The sequence below is a fragment of the Amycolatopsis sp. NPDC005232 genome (assembly GCF_040607795.1).
Taxonomy (GTDB): Bacteria; Actinomycetota; Actinomycetes; order Mycobacteriales; family Pseudonocardiaceae; genus Amycolatopsis.
Window position 1 is genome coordinate 1 of record NZ_JBEXHL010000068.1, and the last position, 21864, is coordinate 21864.

At 70.9% G+C, this 21864-nt stretch carries 26 protein-coding genes; 7 read left to right on the forward strand and 19 right to left on the reverse strand.

The features are described 5' to 3' along the window. Positions 1 to 99: 99 nt before the first annotated feature. From rdgB to ABZU76_RS50440, 11 genes are all read right to left on the reverse strand, one after another. Positions 100 to 708 (reverse strand): RdgB/HAM1 family non-canonical purine NTP pyrophosphatase, encoded by a 609-nt coding sequence (gene rdgB / locus ABZU76_RS50390; protein WP_354885291.1) that lies wholly within the window; start codon positions 706 to 708, stop codon positions 100 to 102. Continuing rightward, complete coding sequence (rph, locus tag ABZU76_RS50395) at positions 705 to 1481, reverse strand: ribonuclease PH (protein WP_285972903.1); 777 nt, start codon at positions 1479 to 1481, stop codon at positions 705 to 707. Before rph ends, rdgB begins: the two co-directional genes overlap by 4 nt. 38 nt (positions 1482 to 1519) lie before the next feature. After that, on the reverse strand, positions 1520 to 2287 hold the full coding sequence (locus tag ABZU76_RS50400) for an MBL fold metallo-hydrolase (RefSeq protein WP_354885295.1): 768 nt from the start codon (positions 2285 to 2287) through the stop codon (positions 1520 to 1522). A gap of 10 nt (positions 2288 to 2297) precedes the next feature. After that, the gene (murI, locus tag ABZU76_RS50405; protein ID WP_354885297.1) at positions 2298 to 3104 is read right to left on the reverse strand and encodes a glutamate racemase; all 807 of its coding nucleotides are present in this window, start codon (positions 3102 to 3104) and stop codon (positions 2298 to 2300) included. Beyond that, the gene (locus ABZU76_RS50410) at positions 3101 to 3748 is read right to left on the reverse strand and encodes a rhomboid family intramembrane serine protease (protein WP_354885339.1); all 648 of its coding nucleotides are present in this window, start codon (positions 3746 to 3748) and stop codon (positions 3101 to 3103) included. Before ABZU76_RS50410 ends, murI begins: the two co-directional genes overlap by 4 nt. Before the next feature lie 191 nt (positions 3749 to 3939). Next, positions 3940 to 4278 carry a HEAT repeat domain-containing protein gene (locus ABZU76_RS50415; protein WP_354885300.1) on the reverse strand — a complete coding sequence of 113 codons (339 nt, stop codon included), beginning with the start codon at positions 4276 to 4278 and terminating at the stop codon, positions 3940 to 3942. Positions 4279 to 4288: 10 nt separating this feature from the next. Further along, a complete protein-coding gene (locus tag ABZU76_RS50420) occupies positions 4289 to 5449 on the reverse strand; it encodes an NAD(P)/FAD-dependent oxidoreductase (RefSeq protein WP_354885303.1) in 1161 nt (386 codons plus the stop codon). A 130-nt stretch (positions 5450 to 5579) separates the two neighbouring features. Further along, the gene (locus ABZU76_RS50425) at positions 5580 to 6290 is read right to left on the reverse strand and encodes an aspartate/glutamate racemase family protein (protein ID WP_354885306.1); all 711 of its coding nucleotides are present in this window, start codon (positions 6288 to 6290) and stop codon (positions 5580 to 5582) included. Then, complete coding sequence (locus ABZU76_RS50430; RefSeq protein WP_220243759.1) at positions 6287 to 7237, reverse strand: cysteine synthase; 951 nt, start codon at positions 7235 to 7237, stop codon at positions 6287 to 6289. Before ABZU76_RS50430 ends, ABZU76_RS50425 begins: the two co-directional genes overlap by 4 nt. A 4-nt stretch (positions 7238 to 7241) precedes the next feature. Next, entirely contained in the window at positions 7242 to 7520 is a 279-nt protein-coding gene (locus ABZU76_RS50435; RefSeq protein WP_220243760.1) for a MoaD/ThiS family protein, read from the reverse strand. Between the two features lie 66 nt (positions 7521 to 7586). Continuing rightward, complete coding sequence (locus tag ABZU76_RS50440) at positions 7587 to 8003, reverse strand: M67 family metallopeptidase (protein WP_220243761.1); 417 nt, start codon at positions 8001 to 8003, stop codon at positions 7587 to 7589. Between the two features lie 74 nt (positions 8004 to 8077). On the opposite strand from ABZU76_RS50440, the gene ABZU76_RS50445 reads away from it, so the two are divergent. Then, a complete protein-coding gene (locus tag ABZU76_RS50445) occupies positions 8078 to 8458 on the forward strand; it encodes a hypothetical protein (protein ID WP_354885311.1) in 381 nt (126 codons plus the stop codon). On the opposite strand, the gene ABZU76_RS50450 is transcribed toward ABZU76_RS50445, so the two are convergent. Genes ABZU76_RS50450 through clpS form a run of 3 tightly spaced genes read right to left on the reverse strand, consistent with a single transcriptional unit; the run spans position 8455 to position 10297 of the window. Beyond that, entirely contained in the window at positions 8455 to 9447 is a 993-nt protein-coding gene (locus tag ABZU76_RS50450) for a P1 family peptidase (protein ID WP_354885314.1), read from the reverse strand. The genes ABZU76_RS50445 and ABZU76_RS50450 overlap by 4 nt on opposite strands. Then, entirely contained in the window at positions 9444 to 10001 is a 558-nt protein-coding gene (locus tag ABZU76_RS50455; protein WP_220243764.1) for a DUF2017 domain-containing protein, read from the reverse strand. Before ABZU76_RS50455 ends, ABZU76_RS50450 begins: the two co-directional genes overlap by 4 nt. Then, positions 9998 to 10297 (reverse strand): ATP-dependent Clp protease adapter ClpS, encoded by a 300-nt coding sequence (clpS, locus tag ABZU76_RS50460; RefSeq protein WP_220243765.1) that lies wholly within the window; start codon positions 10295 to 10297, stop codon positions 9998 to 10000. Before clpS ends, ABZU76_RS50455 begins: the two co-directional genes overlap by 4 nt. Before the next feature lie 74 nt (positions 10298 to 10371). On the opposite strand from clpS, the gene ABZU76_RS50465 reads away from it, so the two are divergent. Both ABZU76_RS50465 and ABZU76_RS50470 read left to right on the forward strand, forming a co-directional pair. After that, positions 10372 to 11676 (forward strand): nicotinate phosphoribosyltransferase, encoded by a 1305-nt coding sequence (locus ABZU76_RS50465; protein WP_354885317.1) that lies wholly within the window; start codon positions 10372 to 10374, stop codon positions 11674 to 11676. 13 nt (positions 11677 to 11689) lie between these two features. Beyond that, positions 11690 to 12268 (forward strand): isochorismatase family protein, encoded by a 579-nt coding sequence (locus ABZU76_RS50470; RefSeq protein ID WP_220243767.1) that lies wholly within the window; start codon positions 11690 to 11692, stop codon positions 12266 to 12268. A gap of 134 nt (positions 12269 to 12402) precedes the next feature. Here the strand turns inward: ABZU76_RS50470 and ABZU76_RS50475 are convergent, their stop codons facing one another. Next, the gene (locus tag ABZU76_RS50475) at positions 12403 to 13074 is read right to left on the reverse strand and encodes a hypothetical protein (RefSeq protein WP_354885320.1); all 672 of its coding nucleotides are present in this window, start codon (positions 13072 to 13074) and stop codon (positions 12403 to 12405) included. Between the two features lie 178 nt (positions 13075 to 13252). Here ABZU76_RS50475 and ABZU76_RS50480 point away from each other — a divergent pair, with 178 nt between their 5' ends. The 3 genes from ABZU76_RS50480 (at position 13253) to ABZU76_RS50490 (ending at position 16366) form a co-directional block, all read left to right on the forward strand. Beyond that, positions 13253 to 13843 (forward strand): biotin transporter BioY, encoded by a 591-nt coding sequence (locus tag ABZU76_RS50480; protein WP_354885323.1) that lies wholly within the window; start codon positions 13253 to 13255, stop codon positions 13841 to 13843. An 80-nt stretch (positions 13844 to 13923) separates the two neighbouring features. Further along, positions 13924 to 15975 carry an ATP-dependent DNA helicase gene (locus ABZU76_RS50485; protein ID WP_354885326.1) on the forward strand — a complete coding sequence of 684 codons (2052 nt, stop codon included), beginning with the start codon at positions 13924 to 13926 and terminating at the stop codon, positions 15973 to 15975. 58 nt (positions 15976 to 16033) lie between these two features. Next, a complete protein-coding gene (locus ABZU76_RS50490) occupies positions 16034 to 16366 on the forward strand; it encodes a hypothetical protein (protein WP_354885329.1) in 333 nt (110 codons plus the stop codon). Between the two features lie 71 nt (positions 16367 to 16437). Here the strand turns inward: ABZU76_RS50490 and ABZU76_RS50495 are convergent, their stop codons facing one another. The 4 genes from ABZU76_RS50495 to ctaD all read right to left on the reverse strand — a co-directional run bounded on the left by ABZU76_RS50495 (position 16438) and on the right by ctaD (position 20809). After that, complete coding sequence (locus tag ABZU76_RS50495; protein WP_220243772.1) at positions 16438 to 16842, reverse strand: OsmC family protein; 405 nt, start codon at positions 16840 to 16842, stop codon at positions 16438 to 16440. Between the two features lie 78 nt (positions 16843 to 16920). Beyond that, positions 16921 to 17685 (reverse strand): peptidyl-tRNA hydrolase, encoded by a 765-nt coding sequence (locus ABZU76_RS50500; RefSeq protein ID WP_354885332.1) that lies wholly within the window; start codon positions 17683 to 17685, stop codon positions 16921 to 16923. Then, entirely contained in the window at positions 17682 to 18911 is a 1230-nt protein-coding gene (serB, locus tag ABZU76_RS50505) for a phosphoserine phosphatase SerB (RefSeq protein WP_220243774.1), read from the reverse strand. Before serB ends, ABZU76_RS50500 begins: the two co-directional genes overlap by 4 nt. Positions 18912 to 19036: 125 nt before the next feature. Further along, complete coding sequence (gene ctaD / locus ABZU76_RS50510) at positions 19037 to 20809, reverse strand: cytochrome c oxidase subunit I (protein ID WP_220243775.1); 1773 nt, start codon at positions 20807 to 20809, stop codon at positions 19037 to 19039. A gap of 136 nt (positions 20810 to 20945) precedes the next feature. Between ctaD and ABZU76_RS50515 the strand changes: the two genes are divergently transcribed. Continuing rightward, a complete protein-coding gene (locus tag ABZU76_RS50515) occupies positions 20946 to 21773 on the forward strand; it encodes a phosphotransferase (RefSeq protein ID WP_354885336.1) in 828 nt (275 codons plus the stop codon). Positions 21774 to 21864 lie beyond the last annotated feature (91 nt).

Consider the following 21864-nt stretch of genomic DNA (forward strand, 5'->3'; position numbering starts at 1 on the left):
CTCGTGGGGCGCTGCCTCGCGCAGGAACCGGCGATCCTGCTGCTGTGCGAACCGACCGCCGGCGTCGGAACGCCACATTGGGGTGCTTCAGGCGGGGCCTCAGGCCTTGGCGAGGTCGCGCAGCGCCGGCAGCAGTGCCCGCAAGGCGCGGCCACGATGAGAGACCGCGTCCTTTTCGGACGGTTCCAGCTCCGCCGACGAACGGGACTCGCCGTCCGGGACGAAGATGGGGTCGTAGCCGAAGCCGTTGGTGCCGCGGCGGTCGCGCAGCAGGGTGCCGCGCCATTCGCCGCGGACGATGGTTTCCTCGCCGGACGGGAGGACGAGGGCGGCGGCGCAGACGAAGGCCGCGCCGCGGCGGTCGTCGGGCGTGTCGGTGAGCTGGGCGAGCACCAGGTCGAGGTTGGCGTCGTCGTCGCCGTGGCGGCCGGACCAGCGGGCGGACAGGATGCCGGGCATGCCGTTCAGCGCGTCGACCGCCAGGCCGGAGTCGTCGGCGACGGCAGGCAAACCCGTGGCCGCGACGGCGTCACGGGCCTTCGCGACGGCGTTGCCCTCGAAGTCCGGCGCGGTTTCCGGGGCTTCGGGGAACTCGTCGACGTCGGCGAGGCCCAGCACCTCGATGCCGGAGATGCCCTCGGCCTCGAGGATGCGCCGCAGCTCGCCGAGCTTCTTCTGGTTGCGCGTGGCCAGCAGCAGCTTCGTCACTTGGCGCCCTTCTTCTTGTCCGGGCGCGGCTGCGGCAGCTCGCCCGGGTACGGCAGCGCCAGCGCCTCGTTCTGCAGCTGCGTGAGCGTCGCACAGCCGGCGAGCGCCAGGTCGAGCATGGTGTCCAAAGTGGACCGTGCGAAGGTGGCGCCCTCGCCTGTGCCCTGCACCTCGATGAGCGTGCCGGCGTCGGTGGCGACCACGTTCATGTCGACCTCCGCGCGCGAGTCCTCCTCGTACGGCAGGTCCAAGCGCACGCGCCCGTCGACCACGCCGACACTCACCGCGGCGACCGAGGACGACAGCGGCTGCGGGTCGTTGAGCCGGTTGGCCGCGCCGAGCCACGTGATGGCGTCGCGCAGCGCGACGTAGCCGCCGGTGACCGCGGCGGTGCGGGTGCCGCCGTCGGCCTGGATCACGTCGCAGTCGATCACGATCGTGTTCTCGCCCAGCGCCGCGAGGTCGATGCACGCGCGCAGCGACCGGCCGATCAGCCGGGAGATCTCGTGGGTGCGGCCGCCGATGCGGCCCTTCACGGCTTCGCGGTCGCCGCGGGTGTTGGTGGCCGACGGGAGCATCGCGTACTCCGCCGTGACCCAGCCGAGCCCGGAGCCCGCCCGCCAGCGCGGCACGCCCTCGGTGACGCTGGCCGCGCACAGCACGCGCGTGTTGCCGAACTCGATGAGCACCGAACCGGCAGGCCACTTCTGGAACCCGCGGGTGATCTTGATGTCTCGGAGCTGGTCGTCGTTCCTGCCATCTTTCCTCGTCACGGGGTGCACTCTAGGACGTGCCCCCGACAAGCCGCCGCTCAGATCTCGTAGACGGCGCCCTGCGTCACGAGCTCGCTGTCCGGGAACACCGCGTTGGCCTCCGCGAGCACCGCGCGGCTGTCGGTCCACGGCGCGATGTGCGTGAGCAGCAGCCGCCCGACGCCGGCGTCCTTCGCCAGCTCACCGGCCTGTTTTCCGGACAGGTGCACGCCGTCGGGCCGGTCGGCGGCGTCCGTCCAGGAAGCCTCGGACAGCAGCACGTCGACACCGTCGGCCAGCTCGCCCAGCGCGGCACACGGGCCGGTGTCGCCGGTGTAGGCGAGGATGGCGCCGCCGTAGGAGATCCGCAGGCCGAACGCCGGAGTCGGGTGCTGCACCACCGCGGCCGTCACGTCGAACGGTCCGATCCGCACGGTTTCCTCACGCAGCGTGTGGAAGGCGTAGACGTCGGACAGGTCCACGGCGGCGCGCTCGTCGGCGTCGGCGGCGTACGCGTGGGCCAGCCGCGCCGGCGCGTCCGCCGGGGCGTAGAGCGGCAGCTGCCGCGGCCGGGCCGGGTACGGCGGCGCCGGGTGGTAGCGGCGCAGCACGGTGAGGGAGTTGACGTCGGCGCAGTGGTCCGAGTGCAGGTGCGACAGGACGAGCGCGTCGAGGTCGAACGGGTCGAGCACCGTCTGCAGCTGCGCGAACGCGCCGTTGCCGAGCTCGAGGCCCAGCCGGAACCCCTCCGCTTCCAGCAGGTACCCGGACGCGGCGGCGTTCGGGCCGGGGACGCTGCCCGAGCAGCCGAGGATCGTCAGTCGCACGTGGTTCAGCCTAGGCGCTGGTCGGCGCGAGGACACCCGGCGCGAACCCCATGAACCGCGCCGCCAGCCGCGTGAACGGCTCCGGCGATCCCGTGGCGAGGAACTCGTGCTGCGGCGGCGTGTCGCGCTCGGCCAGGAGGTCGAGTTCGGTGAGCACGCGGTAGAGGTCCTTGGCCGTCTCGTCCGCGCTGGAGACGAGCGTGACGTCCTGGCCCATCACGATCTGGAGCACGCCGGAAAGCAGCGGGTAGTGCGTGCAGCCGAGCACGAGCGTGTCGACCTCGGCTTCGAGCAGCGGCTGCAGATAACCCTGCGCGAGGCCCAGGATCTGGCGCCCGGACGTGATGCCGCGCTCCACGAAGTCGACGAACCGGTGGCACGCGACGCTCGTGAGCTGCACGTCGGGCGCCGCGGTGAAAGCGTCGTCGTACGCGCGCGAGCGAACGGTCCCCTCGGTCCCGATCACGCCCACGCGGCCACTGTGCGTGACCGACGCGGCGCGACGAGCGGCGGGCAGGACGACCTCGATGACGGGGACGTCGTAGCGCTCACGGGCGTCGCGCAGGCAGGCGGCCGAGGCTGTGTTGCACGCGATGACCAGGGCTTTCACGCCGCCTTCGACGAGGTCGTCGAGGGCTTCGAGGGCGTACTGGCGGGCCGTCGCGATGGGGAGGGGGCCGTACGGGTTGCGTGCGGTGTCGCCGACGTAGCGCAGCTGCTCCGCCGGCAGCAGCTCGAGGATCGACCGGGCGACGGTGAGACCGCCGACGCCGGAATCGAAAACCCCGATGGGCGCGTCGGCGGTCGGGGTGCTCACACCTCGAGGCTACCGGCCGCCTTCTTCTTGGGACGGTCGCCCCGCGCCGTCAGCCAGGCCGCGAGGACACCGGCGAGCGCGCCGAACAGGTGGCCCTGCCAGGAGATGCCGGGGTTGCCCGGCAGCAGGCCCCACAGCATCCCGCTCCACACGCCCAGCAGCACGACCGCCACCACGATCTGCCCGAACGCCCGGTTGAAGATGCCGCGGACCAGCAGGAACGCCAACCAACCGAACGCCAGCCCGGACGCGCCCACCGTGTAGGTGTTCGACGGCCCGACCAGCCAGACCCCCAGGCCCGACACGATCCAGATGATCGCCGTGACCACCGCCCAGCGCCCGATCCCCGCCGCCATCGCCAGGAACGACAGCACGAGCACCGGCACGGTGTTCGAGAACAGGTGCCCCCACCCGGCGTGCAGCAGCGGCGCCCACAGGATCCCGTCGAGCCCCGACAGCTGCCTCGACACGATGCCCCCGTGGTCGAGGTTCGCGGGCAGGATCACATCCAGCAGCTCCACCAGGTAGAGCACGAGCGTGAACCCCACCGCGACGATCGCCGCCGCCTTGGGGTTGGGCGGCAGGATGCGCTTCGCCACGTCGGTGGCCTTCGCCTTGTCCGCCGGCTGGTCCCCGAACGGCATGGGCTGCGGTGGGAGTGTGCTCACGTGTTCCAGGCTACGTCCGTCCGGTGCGGGTGGCCTCGGGTGAATTCCCTGATGTTCGAGTTCAGGGCCGTGCTCGCGACCGCCGCGACGGTGCCGGGGCCGGCCCGCCGAACCATCACGCATCGCGCGTGGACGGCGGCGCGGCCTCGACCCGAACCGGACTCGACCTAGGTGATCGTCCCGTTGGCCCTCGCCCGCCACAAAACCGTCCGGGCTTCGGGGTTGTTCAGGCGTTCCAGCCCGCGGATTGCCCAGCTGCGCAAGGATTCGTCGGGACTGTCGAGCTGGGCGGCGAGGACGGGCAGCGCCTCGGGCGCCTCCGCCTCGCCGATCAGCTCCAGCAGCCAGCAGCGCAGACCGAGGTCCTCGGTCTCCCGCTCGAACTCCGCGATCAGCGCCTCGACGTGCTCGGTGACCTCGGCGAGCAGCAGCTGAAAGCCGCCTTCCCGGGTCTGCGGGTTGTGGCGCCGCATCATCCACAGGGCGGTCTCGAAGGTGTCGGGCACGGCTTCGAGGCTAACGCCGAGATTCGAAGGGGCTCTCGCCCGCGCCCAGTTCGGAGAAGATCTTGATCATGTTTTCCGTGGCGGACTCCTCGGACTGCCCGGCCATCGCCTCCTCGAACTCGGCGCTGGTGACCGCGATTTCGGTGCTGCGCGGGAACATCGTCGCCTCGTACGCGGCAAGCGCGGTCTCGACGTCGTCCGGGTGGGCGGCGAGGGCCTGGGCGAGCTCCGCGGCGTCGAGCATGGCGAGGTTGGCGCCTTCGCCGTTGGGCGGCATGAGGTGGGCCGCGTCGCCGACGAGGGTGACACCCGGGACGCGGGCCCAGCGGTGCTCGAGCGGCAGGACGTAGGACGGGCGCAGTACCGGCGGGGTGTCGCCGTCGGTGATCAGCGCGGTGATTTCCGGGGCCCAGCCGGCGAATTCCTCGGCGACACGGGCAGCGGACACCGCGGGATCGGTGAAGTCGATCGCCTCGAACCAGTCCAGCGAACGCGTCAGCGACACGTACGTGTGAAGCGTGTCCCCGCTTTCGCGGTGGGCCATGATCCCCTTGTCCGACCCCATCGCGCCCAGCGAGCCGCCGCCGACGACCGCGGCGGTGGCGGGGTGGCGGGTGTCAGCCTCGTACAGATAGGTCTCGACCATTGCCGTGCCCGCATACGTCGGGACGGCGGACGAAAGCAGCGGGCGGACGCGGGACCACGCGCCGTCCGCACCGACCAGCAGGTCGGCGAGCACGACGCTGCCGTCGGCGAACGTCACCTCGTGGCGGCCATCCGCGAGCGTGCGGGCCGAGGTGACCTTGTGACCCCAGCGCACGGTGCCGGCGGGAAGCGAGTCGAGCAGCAGCTGCCGCAGCTCTCCGCGTTGCACTTCAGGGCGGCCTCCGGTGCCGTCGTCGGCCTTGTCGAGCAGCACGGTCCCGTGCTTGTCGAGGATCCGCATCTGCTGACGGCCATCGAGAATGAGGCCGGTGAACTCGTCCGTCAGGCCGCAAGCCGCGACGGCGATCTGGCCGTTGTAGTCGTGGATGTCAAGCATGCCGCCCTGCGCCCGCGCGCCCGCGGACGCCTCGGCTTCGTAGACCGTCGCGGGAATGCCGTGGACGTGCAGCACGCGGGCGAGGGTGAGGCCGCCGAGGCCGGCGCCGATGATCGTGACGGTGTTCATGATGGCTCCCTCGGGTTCGGAGCAGCCGTTCGAGCTGCCCTCGAACCGAAGGTTGCCGTGATCCACTGGCACGGCGCGCACACCGCGCTGCCACCCACCTGGCGCGCCCTGCCAGCACGCTGCCAGAAGCTCAGGCCGGAGCCGGCGGCAGCTCCCGAAGCGCCAACGCCCAGTCCACCGCGGCCTCCGCGTGCAGCCGCGTGGTCGGGAAGACCGGGACCGAGCTGTCGGACTGGTCGACCAGCAGCTCGATCTCCGTGCAGCCGTAGATCACGCCCTCGGCTCCCGCGAGAACCAGCCGCGCGATCACCTCGCGATACGCCGCCCGCGAAGCCGGCCGGACAACGCCCTGCACCAGCTCGTCGTAGATCACCCGGTGCACCAGTTCCTGGTCCACTTCGGACGGAACCAGCACCGAGAGTCCGTGCGCCGCAAGGCGTTCACGGTAGAACGGCTGACTCATCGTGAACGCGGTCCCCAGCAGGCCCACCGAGGAAATCCCGGCGGACAGCACCGCCGCGGCCGTCGTGTCCCCCAGGTGCAGGAACGGCACCCGCAGCCGCAGGGCCGAAGCCACCTTGTGCATCGTGTTGGTGCACAACACGATCACATCCGCGCCCGCCGCTTCCAAGGCCGAAGCGGCGGCGGCCAGCAACTCCCCCGCCGCCGCCCAGTCGCCCGAAGCCTGCAGCGCCTCGATCTCCGCGAAGTCCACGGAGTAGAGCACCACCCGCGCGGAGTGGTACCCGCCCAGGGCCGACCGCACGCGCTCGTTCACCAGGCGGTAGTACTCCGCCGAAGACTCCCAGCTCATGCCGCCCAGGAGCCCGATCGTCTTCACGCCCAGAGCTGCCCGTCCAGCCGCGCGGCGGCTTCGTCGAGCGAACCCGCGTACGCGCCCGTGGACAGGTACTTCCAACCGGCGTCCGCCACGACGAAGGCGACGTCCGCGGCCTCTCCGCGAGCGGCGGCCTTCTCGGCGACGGCCAACGCGGCATGCAGCACCGCGCCCGTCGAGATACCCGCGAAAATGCCCTCGTTCTCCAGCAGCTCACGCGTCCGCCGAAGCGCGTCGTACGCGCCGACGGAGTAGCGCCCGTTCAGCACGCTGGGGTCGTACAGCTCCGGCACGAACCCCTCGTCGAGGTTGCGCAGGCCGTACACGAGCTCGCCATAACGGGGCTCGGCCGCGATGATCTGCACGCCCGGCTTCGCCTCGTGCAGGTACCGCCCGACACCCACCAAAGTCCCCGTCGTGCCGAGGCCGCCGACGAAGTGGGTGATCGTCGGCAGGTCCTTCAGCAGCTCAGGGCCCGTACCGCGGTAGTGCGCGTCGGCGTTGGCCGGGTTGCCGTACTGGTAGAGCATCACCCAGTCGGGGTTCTGCTCGGCCAGCTCCTTGGCCCGCCGCACGGCTTCGTTCGAGCCGCCCGCCGCCGGCGAGAACACGATCCGCGCGCCGTAGGCCTGCAGCAGCTGTTTGCGCTCGGTGGAGGTGTTCTCCGGCATCACGCACACCAGGCCGTAGCCCTTGAGCTTCGCGGCCATGGCGAGCGAGATACCGGTGTTGCCCGAGGTCGGCTCGAGGATCGTCGAGCCACGCCGCAGGCGGCCCTCCCGCTCGGCGGCCTCGATCATGGCCAGCGCCGGCCGGTCCTTGATCGAACCGGTCGGGTTGCGGTCCTCGAGTTTCGCCCACAACCGCACGTCGTGGGTGGGCGAGAGCCGGGGCAGCCCCACCAGCGGCGTGCCGCCGAGCGCGTCGAGCAGGGACTCGTAGCGGGCCATGGGTTTAGCGCGCGCCGCCGGCCACGGCGGGCAGGATGGTCAGCGTGTCGCCGTCCTTCACCTCGGCCGCGAGGCCACCGGCGAAGCGCACGTCCTCGTCGTTGACGTAGACGTTGATGAAACGGTGCAGCTTCTCCTCCTTGACCAGGCGCGCCTTCAGCCCGGAGTGGCGCGACTCGACGTCGTCGATCACCTCGAGGACGGTCTTGCCCGCCGCCTCGACGGACTTCTCGCCGCCGGTGTGCGTGCGCAGGATGGTCGGGATGGAGACGGTCACGGCCATGGTTTTCTACCTCCGAAGTGGGTTCTGTGAAGCTGACGCGCGGGACGCAGCCCTTATTCCGGCAGCTCAGTCGACGATCTCGACCGGCTCCTCGGTGATCTCGGCGTCCACGATCCGGTACGAGCGGAACTCGTGCGAATCGGGGTCCTTCGTGGAGACGAGCACGTAGTGCGCGTCGGGTTCGGCGGCAATGTTCGCGTCGGTGCGCGACGGGTAGGCCTCCGTCGCGGTGTGCGAGTGGTAGATCACCACGGGCACCTCGTCGTTCGCGTCCATCTCGCGGTAGAGCTTGAGCAGGTCACCCGAGTCGAACTCGTAGAACGTCGGTGACCGTGCCGCGTTCAGCATCGGGATGAACCGTTCGGGGCTGTCGGAGCCCACGGGACCGGCGATCACCCCACACGCCTCGTCGGGGTGGTCACGGCGGGCATGGGCGACGATCTCGTCGACGAATTCACGGCGGATCCGGAGCACATTCGACATCTTAGGTGGTGGACCCACCCTGTCCAGACTGTGAGACCTTCCGCTCAGGCACCTGGTCGGGGACAATTTCAGGCGTGCCTGTACCGCCGAAGGTCCGCGACCGCTGCCTGCCGTTCCTGCCCGACGGCGACCGGATCCAATACGTGTTCGCCGGCAACTCGCTCTACCTCAACGGGATGGCGGCGCTCTACGGCTTCCTGGTGGTAGTCACCGATCGCCGCGTGGTCGTGCTCAACTGCGGCCGCTTCAGGCGGCTGCGGCCGAAGTCGGTGTGGGAGGTGCTGCCGCGCTCCACCGAACTCGGGCCGGTGGAGGAACACCCCTCGCTGGGTCCGACGGTCTCGTTCGCGGATCTCGTGCTGGAGATCGACGAGGCCGACATCGTCGCGATCCGGGCCGCCGACCTCGAACGCGACGGTGTGTGGGCCCCGCAGGACCCGCTGCCGGACCTCTAATCCTCGAACGCCTCGGGCCACACGTCCCGGTACGCCGCCACCCCACCGGCAGCGGTGGCTGTGAGCAGCCCGTGGACCATCGCGCGGGCGAACACCCGCGCGGCGGCCGAGCACAACGCGTCGAGCGCCGCCGCGCGCCGGCCATCGGCGAACGTGCCGACGCCGGCGGGCAGCTCGCGAGCCCCCGTGGCCAGTGCGAAGACCGTGTCGCCGTCGAACATCGTGTGGGCCGGGCGAACGGCGCGGGCCAGGCCGTCCTGCGCCGCCACCGCGAGCCGGCGCGCCTCGGCCTTCGACAGCGCCGCGTCGCACGCGACCACGCCGATCGTGGTGTTCAGGTCGGTCCGCGCCAGTGGCACCTCACCCGGCCGCGAAGGCCAGCGGACGCCGAACTCGCCCGCGACCTCGTGATCCGCGGCGAACGCGCGCCCGGTCGCGAAGTCCACGGCCTCGCCGCCGGCGTTCACGGCCGCCAGCGCCCCGACGGTCACGCCGTCGACCACCTCGCTCGCCGAGCCGATGCCGCCCTTGAGCGACCCGACCACGGCCCCGGTGCCGGCACCGACCGTGCCCGAGGCGAACGTCTTCGAGGCCGCTTCGCAAGCGGCGTAACCGAAAGCCGCGTCCGGCCGGTTGCCCCAGTCGCTGCGCGGAAGATCGAACAGCACCGCACCGGGCACGATGGGCACGACCTCGTGCGGCTGGAGCCCGACGGGGAAGCCCAGGTTGCGCTCGGACAGCCAGCGCATCACGCCGTCGGCCGCGGCCAGCCCGTACGCGCTGCCGCCCGAAAGGCACACGGCGTTCACGCGCTGCACCAGGTTCTCCGGCTCCAGCAGGTTGGTCTCGCGCGTGCCGGGCGCGCCGCCACGCTGGTCGACCGCGCCCGTCGCGCCGTCCGGCACGAGGACCACGGTGGTGCCGGTGGCCCAGCCGTCGGCGAGGCGGTGGTGGTGCCCGACGAGGACACCCGGAACGTCGGTGATCACGCGGTCAGCGCCTGGATCAGCGTCTCCTGCACCCAAGTCAGCCAGTGGTACACGCCAAGGTGTGGGGCGCGGGGGTCGTCGTCGGGCAGCTCGTCGGGCATGTCCTCGGTGACGTCGAGCGCCGTGCCCAGCGCGAGGCGCACGTCGTTGAGCGCGCCCAGCCACGCGTCGGCCTGCTCGACGTCCAGGTGCACGTCGCCGCCGTCGCGCGGGAGCGTGTCGAGCACGACCTTCGCCACGCCGACCTTCGTCTCCAGCAGCTCGGGCTCGTGCAGCGAGCGCATGGCCGCCGCGGAGTCGAGGTCCTCGCGGGAGGGGTTGTCGGGGTCGAGCTTGTGAAAATCGGGCAGCAGCCGCGAGAGCACCGGGTCGTCGGGCGACTCCGACGGGCCGGTGCGGATGCCGGTGAGCTCGGCCAGCTCGTCCTGCGGCGCTTCCTCGGCCCGCGCTTGGAGCATGTCCTCGAGCTGGCTGACCAGGCCGCGCAGCACGGCGGCCTCCTGCTGCTCGAACCCCGCGAGGATCACGTCGCCCTTGCGGCGCCACGCCTTCACGAGGGCTGCTCCATCGTCGCCCACAGCCCGGCGGCGTGCAGCTTCGCCACGTCCGTCTCCACCTTCTCCTTGGACCCCGACGACACGATCGCCTTGCCCTTGTGGTGCACGTCGAGCATCAGTTTCGTCGCGTGGTCCCGGCTGTAGCCGAACAACTTCTGGAACACGTACGTCACGTACGACATCAGGTTGACCGGATCGTTCCACACGACGGTCCGCCACGGCTTGTCCTCCTCGGCGACCTCTGCCCCGAGTGGATCAACCTGCGTCTGTTCGGATGCGACAGGCGTGGACATGCACCCCATGGTGTCACGGGGGTCACGGGGTACGCCGCGCCAGGTCCGGCCATGTGGGTGAATAGGCTGGCCCCATGGGTGCACCCGAGCCGGTAACCAGCGCCAGCACGGCGCTGCTCACCGACCACTACGAGCTGACCATGCTGGGCAGCGCGCTGGCCGACGGGACTGCGGAGCGGCCCTGCGTGTTCGAGGTCTTCGCGCGCCGGCTGCCCGACGGGCGGCGCTACGGCGTCGTCGCCGGAACCGCGCGCGTCCTCGACGCGATCGCCGACTTCCGGTTCACCGACGCCGAGCTGACCGTGCTGGAGCAGACGGCGGTGGTCGACGACGCGACGCTGTCGTGGCTGGCCGGCTACGAGTTCTCCGGCGACATCGAGGGCTACCCCGAGGGTGAGCTGTACTTCCCTGGCTCGCCGATCCTCACCGTGAGCGGCACGTTCGCCGAGGCCGTGGTGCTGGAGACGCTGGCGCTGTCGATCCTCAACCACGACAGCGCCGTCGCCTCCGCGGCCGCCCGCATGGCCGGCGCCGCGCACGGGCGCCCGATCATCGAGATGGGCGGGCGGCGCACCCACGAGTACGCCGCTGTCGCCGCCGCGCGCGCCGCGTACATCGCGGGCTTCGCGACCACGTCGAACCTCGAGGCCGGGCGCCGCTACGGCATTCCCACGCGCGGCACCGTCGCGCACGCCTTCATGCTGCTGCACGACAGCGAGGAGCAGGCGTTCCGCGCGCAGGTGGACAAGATGGGCCCGGACACGACCCTGCTCGTGGACACCTACGACATCACCGCCGGCATCGAGGCCGCCGTCCGCGTCGCCGGGTCCGAGCTCGGCGCGATCCGGATCGACTCGGGCGACGTCGGCCCGCTCGCGCGCAAGGCCCGTGACCAGCTCGACTCCCTAGGTGCGCGGGACACCCGCATCGTGGTGTCCGGCGACCTCGACGAGCACGCCATCGCGGCGCTGCGCGCGGAGCCGGTGGACGCGTACGGCGTCGGAACCTCCGTGGTCACCGGCTCGGGCGCGCCGACCGCCGGCATGGTCTACAAGCTGGTGGAGGTCGACGGCCGGCCTGTCGCGAAACGCAGCGCGCACAAGGAATCCCGCGGCGGACGCAAGCACTCGCTGCGGCGGCACCGCTCCACCGGCACCGCTGTGGAAGAGGTCGTGTGGACGGAGGCCTCGGGCCGTCCGAAGCCCGAGGAACACGATCTTGACCTGCAGATCCCCCTGGTGCGCGGCGGCCGCGCGGTGGATGATCTGCCCACGCTGGACGACGCGCGGGCCCGGTTGCGGCGCGCACAGATCAGCCTGCCGTGGGAAGGGCTCAAGCTCTCGCACGGCGAGCCCGCGATACCGACGACGTTTCTGTAGAGGGAGCCGAGAAATGGGAACCGCGCTGATCGTGGTGGACGTGCAGAACGACTTCTGTGAGGGCGGCTCGCTGGGCCTGCCCGGCGGCGCGGCCGCCGCGGAGGCCATCTCGCGCCAGGCCGCGGAAGGGGGCTACGACCACGTGGTCGCCACCCGCGACCACCACGTCGACCCGGGCGACCACTTCAGCGACACGCCGAACTTCTCCACGAGCTGGCCGCGCCACTGCGTCGCGGGCACCGCGGGCGCGTCGTTCCACCCGTCGCTCGACGTCGTGCCGATCACGGCCGTGTTCTCGAAGGGCGAGTACACCGCGGCGTACTCCGGCTTCGAGGGCAAGTCCGGCGACGGCCGGTCGCTCGAGGAGTGGCTGCGCGCCAACGACGTGACCGAGGTCGAGGTCGTCGGCATCGCCACGGACTTCTGCGTGCGCGCCACGGCGCTCGACGCCGCGCAGGCCGGATTCGGCGTGAAGGTGCTGCTGGACCTCACCGTCGGCGGTTCGCAGCCGACAGTGGACGCGACGCTGGCCGACTTCGACAAGGCCGGCGTCACCTACTCCGGCACCGCTGTGGTGCCCGCCGCGTCCTGACCGTCCTCAATAGACCACTCCAACGCACCCAATGCGGCGTTGGTTGCGTTCAACGCACCCAATGTGGCGTTCGGTGCGTTCAGCGCAACGAACGCCACATTGGGGGCTTGCGACCGGATGGGTAGGCCGGCAGGTCAGGATGGCGGCTGCGGTGCGCCGCCGTTGCCGAACGGGTTGCAGGCGGCGGTGCCGAGGTAGATGTCACCGCTGGCCGGGCCACCCTGCGGGAACAGCTGGATGTGCACGGCGTGCGTCACGAGGCTGCCGTCGGCTGGCTGCGGAGTCACGGTCTCGTTGATCGTGACCGCCGCCAGCGCCGTGCCCGCCTCGCCGCCGGGGATCAGCACGCGGTAGTTCGCGGGGATCGACGACGGCACGGTGAACCCCCCGACCTCGCCGATCGAGACCGTGCCGCTGCTGCCGTTCTTGGTGGTCGAGCAGCCCGCGGAGTAGGTGCGGACGGTGATCGCCGGGCCGCCGAAGCGCTTGAGCACGTCGGCCTCGAACCGCTGACCGCCCGTCGCCACGGTGACCACGGCGCCGTTGCGGCCGCACGTGGTGGCGCCGAGGCCGAACACCGCGACGTCGCCGGTGTCGCCGCCGGTGGTGCGCGCGGTGGTGGGACCGTCGGCGTCGCAGCGGGCGAGGTCGCCGGTGACCACGTGCTGGTTGTCGACCAGCACGTCGACGCTGCCCGACGAGCCCCAGCCGGTGGAGGTGGGGCCGTCGGCGAGCGCCGGGGCCGGTAGTCCCGCGGCGGCCGCGCCCAGCAGTGCCGTCGCCGTGACCAAGACCCGTCCGCGCATCACCCGTGCTCCCTTCGACCTGTGGTTGCATCCTCGGCAGCAGGGCACCCCCGCGAAACGTCACAACCCCTACACCACCCGGACGAGTGGTGTGGTGAGGAACGCAACTTGTCGGGGAAACCCGGGGTAACGAGCGTTAACCTCCTCGAACGTCCGTTTTCGATCGTGGGAGGTCTCCGTGTCGTCGCTGTCCCTCACCGGTCGCCGCCAGGTGCTGGCCGACCTCGTGCCCGGCGCCCTGGTGCGCGACCTGACGCTGGTCGCCGGCGGCGCCCTGCTCACCGGCGTGGCCGCGCAGCTGGTCATCCCCGTCCCGGGCAGCCCGGTGCCGATGACCGGCCAGACGTTCGCCGCGCTGCTCGTGGGCGCCTCGCTCGGCATGCGCCGCGGCGCCGCCTCGATGCTGCTGTACCTGCTCGTCGGCGCGGCCGGCGTGCCGTGGTTCCAGGGCGCGACGTCGGGTCTGTCCGGCGCTTCGGCCGGGTACGTCGTCGGGTTCGTTTTCGCCGGTGCGCTCGTGGGCGCGCTCGCCCGCCGCGGTGGTGACCGCACTCCGCTGCGCACGGTGGGGACCATGGTGCTCGGCAACGTCGTGGTCTACGCGTTCGGCGTGCCGTGGCTGATGGCCGCCGCCGGCTTCGACTTCTCGACGGCGTTCGCCAAGGGCGTGGTGCCGTTCCTGATCGGCGACGCGCTGAAGATCGTGGTGGCGGCGGGTGTCCTGCCACTCGCGTGGGCCGCGGTGGCGCGCCTGCACAAGGAAGACTGAGTGCGCGGCGCCCCGGCACGAGCGGCCCGTTCGTGCCGGAGCGCCAAACCTGTCGGCCCCGGCGGCTATCGTGTATCGCTGTGCCCGCTCGAAGTGATTTCCCCGGCGTCCTCGAACTCCTCACCCATGCTGTGGAGTCCGTGGGCGGAGCCGAGCGGCCGGGCCAGGTGAAGATGGCCGACGCCGTCGGCCACGCCATCCGCACCGGCGAACACCTCGCCGTGCAAGCGGGTACGGGAACCGGGAAGTCGCTGGCGTACCTGGTGCCCGCGATCCGCCACGCGGTGGAGAAGGAAGCCACCGTCGTGGTCTCCACGGCCACGATCGCGCTGCAGCGCCAGCTCGTGGACCGCGACCTGCCACGCCTGGCGAAGGCGCTGAAGAAGCCGCTGGGCCGCGAACCGACCTTCGCGATCCTCAAGGGCCGCCGCAACTACCTGTGCCTGCACCGGCTCGACACGGGCGCGCCCGACGAGCCCGAAGACGCGCAGCTGTTCGACCCGTTCGCCGTTTCCCGGCTGGGCAAGGAGGTCACGCGGCTGCACGAGTGGTCTTCGGATACCGAGACCGGTGACCGCGACGAGCTCGTGCCGGGTGTCTCCGACCAGGCTTGGCGCCAGGTTTCCGTGACCGCCAGGGAATGTCTCGGCGCGGCGCGCTGCCCGATCGGCACCGACTGCTTCGCCGAACGCGCGCGGGCCGAGGCCGGGCGCGCGGATGTGGTCGTGACCAACCACGCGCTGCTCGCCATCGACGCGTTGCAGGGCTACCAGGTGCTGCCCGACCACGACCTCGTGATCATCGACGAGGCTCACGACCTGGTCGACCGCGTCACGTCCGTCGCCACCGGGGAGCTGACCAGCGCCATGGTGTCCGCGGCCGCGCGCCGCTGCGGGCGGCTGATCGACGCCGACGTCGCCGACCGCCTGCTGGAAGCGAGCGACGGCCTCGCGCTGATCCTCGACGATCTCCCGGCCGGGCGGCTGGATACGCTGCCGCAGGCGCTCAACGGCGCGATCCCCGCGGTGCGCGACGCGGCGAAGGCCTGCCTGACGGCGCTGGGTTCAGACCGCAAGGAAGACGTCGACGGGGCCACCGCGCGCAAGCTGGCGCGCTCGCTGCTCGAAGAGGTGCACGACACCGCCGCGCGCCTGCTCGACGCGTACGACGAGGATCTGGCGCACCAGCGCGACGTCGTGTGGCTCACGGGCGACCGCTACTCGGCGAACCCGAGGCCGCCGGCGTTGAAGGTGGCACCACTGGGCGTCGCGGGGCTGCTGCGCGAGCGCGTGTTCAACCTCAACACCACCGTGCTCACGTCGGCGACGCTGACCCTGGGCGGCGAGTTCGACACCATGGCGCGGCAGTGGGGCCTGCCGCCAGGCGGCGCACGCGTCACGAAGGCGCCCGGTACGGCCACGGACAAGGAAGCGCCGGCCGACGAGGACAAGGGACCGAAGTGGACGGGCCTCGACGTCGGCTCGCCCTTCGACCACCGGCGCAACGGGATCCTCTACCTCGCAAAGCACCTGCCGCCGCCGGGCCGCGACGGGCTGGCGGAGTCCACAATGGACGAACTCGCCGGATTGATCGAGGCCGCGGGCGGGCGCACGCTGGGGTTGTTCTCCTCGATGCGCGCGGCCAAGCAGGCCGCCGAAGCGATGCGCGAGCGGCTCGACTACCCGATCCTGTGCCAGGGCGACGACTCGATGCCCACGCTGGTGCGCCAGTTCACCGACGAGCCGCGCACGTGCTTGTTCGGCACGCTCACGCTGTGGCAGGGCGTCGACGTGCCGGGGCCGTCGCTGCAGCTCGTGGTGGTGGACCGGATCCCGTTCCCGCGCCCCGACGACCCGGTGCTGTCGGCACGCCAACGGGCCGTGGAAGCCCGTGGTGGCAACGGGTTCCTCACGGTCGCGGCCACGCACGCGGCGCTGCTGCTCGCGCAGGGCACGGGCCGGCTGCACCGCTCGATGACCGACCGCGGTGTGGTCGCGGTGCTGGACTCGCGCCTGGCAACCGCGCGGTACGGCGGTTTCGTGCGCGCGTCGCTGCCGCCCTTCTGGCCCACCACGGATCCCCAGGTCGCGCGCGACGCGCTGAAGCGGCTCGACGCGGCGGCGCCCGCGTGACGGCGCGCACAACCCGGGCGGGTACGGTGAAGAGAACGAACACGACAGGGAGCACCGGTTGACCCAGGATTCGTCCAGCGCACGATCCCGGACCGTCAGTGTCGACGACACCGGGGTGCGGCGCCGTCTCGCCGATGGCAGCGAAGAGGCCGTCCAGTGGGCGGAGCTCTCGTCCGTGATGGTCAGAGTGATCCCGGACGGCCCGTGGAACGAGGACGTGTTCTTCATGCTCGTCGGCAACGACGGCAAGGGCACGGCCGTCCCCAGTGGAGACCCGGCGGCCGACGCCCTCATCGAGCGCCTCCAGTCGCTGCCCGGCTTCGACAACGAGAAGTTCATCGAGGCCATGACCACGGACGCCGACCAGGCGTACGTGGTCTGGCAGAGCTGACTTTCCCGCACAGACCTCCTCGATACAGAGCAGAGCCGAGGCCCTCGCGTGGGGCCTCGGCTCTTGCTGCGTCAGGCGGTCGGGAAGGACTCCGTGACGGGGATGGCTTTCTTCAGCGTCCGGCTCACGGTGCACAGGCGGTCGATCGCGCGGTCCACCGCGGTCGCGAGGGCTTCGCGCTGTTCCGCGTCGAGCGAAGACACGTCGACGTCGAAAGTCACGTGCACGCCGTCGAGCTCCGAAGCACCTTCGCGGCGATCAGCCGTGACGCCGACGCGGAACTTCGAGTCCTCGCCGATGCGGCGCGTGATCAGGTTCTCCGCGGTCACGGCGGAGCAGCCCGCGGTCGCGATCTGCAGCAGTTCGGCCGGTGAGAACGAGCCTTCCGCGCCCTTGCGCCCGATCCGCACCTCCGCGCCGCGCTCGTTGCGTCCCACGAACTGGTGCTCGCCTTCGCGCTGCACTTCCAGGGTCATCGCCCGCTCCTCACGACGTCGTCTACTGATCAAAACCGCAAGCGGCCCACCGGTGTTCCGCGTCGAGACGCACCGCACTCACACCGGGTACTGCGCCAGCACCGTGATCGTGCCGGGATCGACCTCGGTGAACCCCGCGTCCCGGACGGCGATCACGCGGTCCTCGCGCCAGCCGGCCTCGGGGTCGTCCACGGGGCACAGTTCCTTCCACCGCGCGGGCGACGGCGTCCGCACGGCCACGCGGTAGTCCTGCGCCGCCCACGCCGCCAGCTCGGCTTCCGACAGCAGGGAGGCCAGGATCATCGTCGCGTGCCCGACCTGCGCGGAGGCCTTGCCGACGGTCATCGGAACCTCCGGGTTGAGCAGCAGCAGCGGCACGCCCTCAGGGGCCGTACCCGGGGTGTCGGGCGGCAGCTCGCTGCCGGAGATCTGCAGGCGCGACACCTCCTTCGGCGTCTCGCTGACCAGTCCGGGCACGAGCGCCCGCACCTCGGCGCCGTCGACCTCGACGGTGATGCCCGGCAGGTCCAGTACGGCCTGCCAGTGCGTGCCCCGGGCTCGCCGCGCGACCTTGCGGATGCGGTTGTCCAGCCACGCGTGCATCGGCTCGGCCCATTCGCCGCCGGGCTCGGAGCGTTCGTCGAGGCACACGGCCAGCGCCGCGGCGGCGGCCGCCTCGAGCAGGGGCGTGCGGCCGGGCGGCTCGGCGCGTTCGATGCGCAGGATGACCGGCATCGCGCGCACCTGCGCCGGGTCCTCGTCGGAGGTGTCGGACGTGTCCTCCGCGGGCAGCCCCAGCCAGTACGCGTAGCGGCTGCCCAGCGGCTCCAGCACGTGGTTCACGGCCTGACCAGCTCCAGCCCGTCGGCGGCGTCGGCCGCCTCGACCTCGGCGCGCGTGACGCCCAGGACGAACAGCACCGCGTCCAGGTAGGGGTGCGAAAGCGCGGTGTCCGCGACCTCGCGCAGCGCGGGCTTCGCGTTGAACGCCACGCCCATGCCGGCCGCCGCCAGCATGTCGATGTCGTTCGCCCCGTCGCCGACGGCGACGCACTGGCCCAGCGGGATGCCGTAGTCCTCGGCGAAGCGGCGAAGCGCCTTCGCCTTGCCCGCGCGGTCCACGACCTCGCCGACGACGCGGCCGGTGAGCTTGCCGTCGACGATCTCCAGCTCGTTGGCCGCCGCGAAGTCGAGGCCGAGTTCGTCCACGAGGTGGTCGATGACCTGCGTGAACCCACCCGAGACCACGCCGCAGCGGAAGCCCATGCGCTTGAGCGTGCGCACGGTCGTGCGCGCGCCCGGCGTGAGCTCGATTGAGGCCGCGACCTCGTCGAGCACCGTCGCGGGCAGCCCGGCCAGCAGCGAGACGCGCTGTTCGAGCGACTCGGTGAAGTTCAGCTCGCCACGCATCGCGGCCTCGGTGATCTCGCGAACCTGCGCCTCGACGCCGGCGTGCGCGCCGAGCATCTCGATGACCTCACCCTGCACCAGCGTGGAGTCGACGTCGAACACCACCAGCCGCTTCGCGCGCCGGCTGATGCCCGCGCGCTCCACCGCGACGTCCACGGCGGCGGTCGAGGCAGCGTCGGCCAGCGCCGACCGCAGCTCGGCGTCGGCGGCCTCGGTGTCTTCGCGGACCGAGACGTACAGCTCCAGCCCGGTCACCGGGTAGTCGGCGACGCTGCGGATCGAGTCGATGTTCGCGCCGAGGGCGGCCAGCCGCGCCGCGACCTCGGAGAACGACCGCGCCGTCACCGGACGGCCCAACATCACCAGCACGTGGGACGAGTCCTGCTTGCCGAGGGCGAACGGGTCGGCGCCGATCTCGTCGCCGATCTTCACCTCCACCTGCATGCCCACGGTCGCCATCGCCTGCTCCACGGACTCCTGCAGGCCCTCCGGGTCGCGGTAGACGCCGGCGAGAACGCCGAGCACGAGCTGTCCGCGGATCACGACCTGCTCGACGTCGAGCACGTCGACGTCGTGGCGGGTGAGCACGGCGAACAACACGGAGGAGACACCGGGCTTGTCGGGACCGGTCGTGGTGATCAGGACGGGCGTCTGGGTCACTGGGCTCTATCCCTCGTTCGGCGCTGTGCGAGCACGCTCAGTCTGGCGCGGATGACCGAGCGCAAAAAGGGCGCGTGCCCGGCTTCACACAAGCCGGGCACGCGCCCTGATGGTCAAACGGGCTTTTACTGCTCGCCCGAGTTGTCCTTGCCGTGGTCGCCCGGCATGGTCGCGTCGACCAGCTTCTGCGACGGCGCGGCCTGGTGGCGCGGCTTGCCGAAGAAGCCGATCTCACCTTCGGCGTGCATGCGTTCCACCATGTGCGGGTAGTGCAGCTCGAACGCGGGACGCTCGGAGCGGATGCGCGGCAGCTCGGTGAAGTTGTGCCGCGGCGGCGGGCACGACGTCGCCCATTCGAGCGAGTTGCCGTAGCCCCACGGGTCGTCGACCGTGACGATTTCGCCGTAGCGGTAGCTCTTGAACACGTTCCAGATGAACGGCAGCGTGGACGCACCGAGGATGTACGCGCCGATCGTGGAGATCGTGTTCAGCGTGGTGAACCCGTCGCTGGCGAGGTAGTCGGCGTAGCGGCGGGGCATGCCCTCGGCGCCGAGCCAGTGCTGGACCAGGAACGTGCCGTGGAAGCCGATGAACGTGGTCCAGAAGTGCCACTTGCCGAGCTTCTCGTCCATCATCCGGCCCGTGATCTTCGGGAACCAGAAGTAGATGCCGGCGAAGGTCGCGAACACGATCGTGCCGTAGAGCACGTAGTGGAAGTGCGCCACCACGAAGTAGCTGTCGGACACGTGGAAGTCGATGGCCGGCGCGGCCAGCAGGATGCCGGTCAGACCGCCGAAGAGGAACGTGACGATGAAGCCCATCGAGAAGATCATCGGCGTTTCGAAGGACAGCTGGCCCTTCCACATCGTGCCGATCCAGTTGAAGAACTTCACCCCGGTCGGGACCGCGATCAGGAAGGTCATGAAGGAGAAGAACGGCAGCAGCACGGCGCCGGTGGCGTACATGTGGTGCGCCCACACCGCGACAGACAGGGCCGCGATCGCCAGCGTCGCGAAGACCAGGCCCTTGTAACCGAACACGGGCTTGCGGCTGAAGACCGGGAAGATCTCCGACACGATCCCGAAGAACGGTAGGGCGACGATATACACCTCTGGGTGACCGAAGAACCAGAACAAGTGTTGCCAGAGGATCACCCCGCCGTTGGCCGGGTCGAAGACGTGCGCCCCTAGATGCCGGTCCGCCAGCAGGCCGAACAGGGCCGCGGTCAGGATCGGGAACGCGAGCAGGATCAGGATGCTGGTGACCAGGATGTTCCAGGTGAAGATGGGCATCCGGTACATCGTCATGCCCGGGGCGCGCAGGCAGACCACGGTGGTGACCATGTTGACCGCACCGAGGATCGTGCCCAGACCGGAGACGATCAGGCCGGAGATCCAGAGGTCGGCGCCGACGCCCGGCGAGTGGATCGCGTCCGACAGCGGGGTGTAGGCGAACCAGCCGAAGTCGGCGGCGCCACCCGGCGTCAGGAATCCGGAAAGGACGATCAGCCCACCGAAGAGGTAGAGCCAGTACGAGAACGCGTTGAGCCGCGGGAACGCGACGTCGGGCGAACCGATCTGCAGCGGCAGCACGAAGTTGGCGAACCCGAAGAGGATCGGGGTCGCGTACAGCAGCAGCATCACCGTGCCGTGCATGGTGAAGAGCTGGTTGTACTGCTCCTGCGACAGGAACTGCTGGCCCGGGCGGGCCAGCTCCGTGCGGATCAGCATGGCCATCGCTCCGCCCGCCATGAAGAAGGCGAACGAGGTGACCAGGTACATGATGCCGATCTGCTTGTGGTCCGTCGTGCGGAACAACCGCAGCAGGTACGAACCCTTAACCGTCTCGCGCGCGGGGTATGGGCGCGTTGCGATCGGCTTGGGGGCTACGGCCGTCACTCCTGCCTCCAACACTGAAACCTTGTGGTGGTCATCGTCCGGGTCGCCGCGGGTCGGGACAGGCCCGATCCGACGGCTAGAGGGATGGTAGCCCTCGCTACCCACCGTCGCTCGCACCGGCTGGTTAGATCACCGCATGGCCGACCCGTACACGGCTTCCGCGCTCCACGCGGCCCTCTCGGTGGCCCGCCGCCTCGGCCTCGCGACGGGGTCGGCCGAGGTCCTCCACGAACGCTCGAACGTGCTGGTGAGACTGGGTTCCGTCGTCGCACGGGTGCCCGGGACGACGCGCCTGCTGCGGCCCGACGCGACGGCCTGGCTCGAGCGCGACGTCGCCGTTTCGCGGCACCTCACGCAGAGTGGTGTGCTCGTCGTCTCACCCACCACGGATCCCCCGGCCGGGCCCCATTTCGCCGACGGGCTGCCGGTGACGCTCTGGCACTGGACGCCGCACGATCCGGACCATCGGCACACGCCGGGCGAAGTCGCGAGTTCACTCGCGACCGTCCACGCGGCACTGCTTGCCTATCCGGGTGAACTTCCCGTGCGCGGGCCCGTCGACGAGCTGCTGGGCGCGCTCGACCGGCACGGCGCCACGATGGACGGTGCCGCGGATTCCCTGCGCGCCGAGGCGTTGCGGCTCGCGGAAGCGCTGCCGGCGGACCGGATCCAGGCCCTGCACGGCGATGCGCACCCGGGCAACGTCATCGCGACCGCGGAAGGGCCGTGCTGGCTGGATTTCGAGGACACCTGGCGCGGACCGCTCGCCTGGGACCTCGCGATCCTGGCGAAACAGGGTGGACCGTCGTTCCTGGCGGCCTATCCGGACGTGGTGGATGCGGCTTCCGTCGAGGCGTGTCTGCGCTTGCGCGAGCTGTTCGTGGTGGTGTGGCGGTATTTGCTCGCCCTGCGCTGGCCCGCGCGGCTCGGCGAAGCGCGGGCGGCGCTGGCGGACTACTTCTAGTGTCCTGAGTCGTAATTTCGTGGCCAGTGGTTAGAGTGTGAGGGTGCCGAGTTCGAAGCTGCCGCCAGTGTCGTTGACCGATGAAGAACGG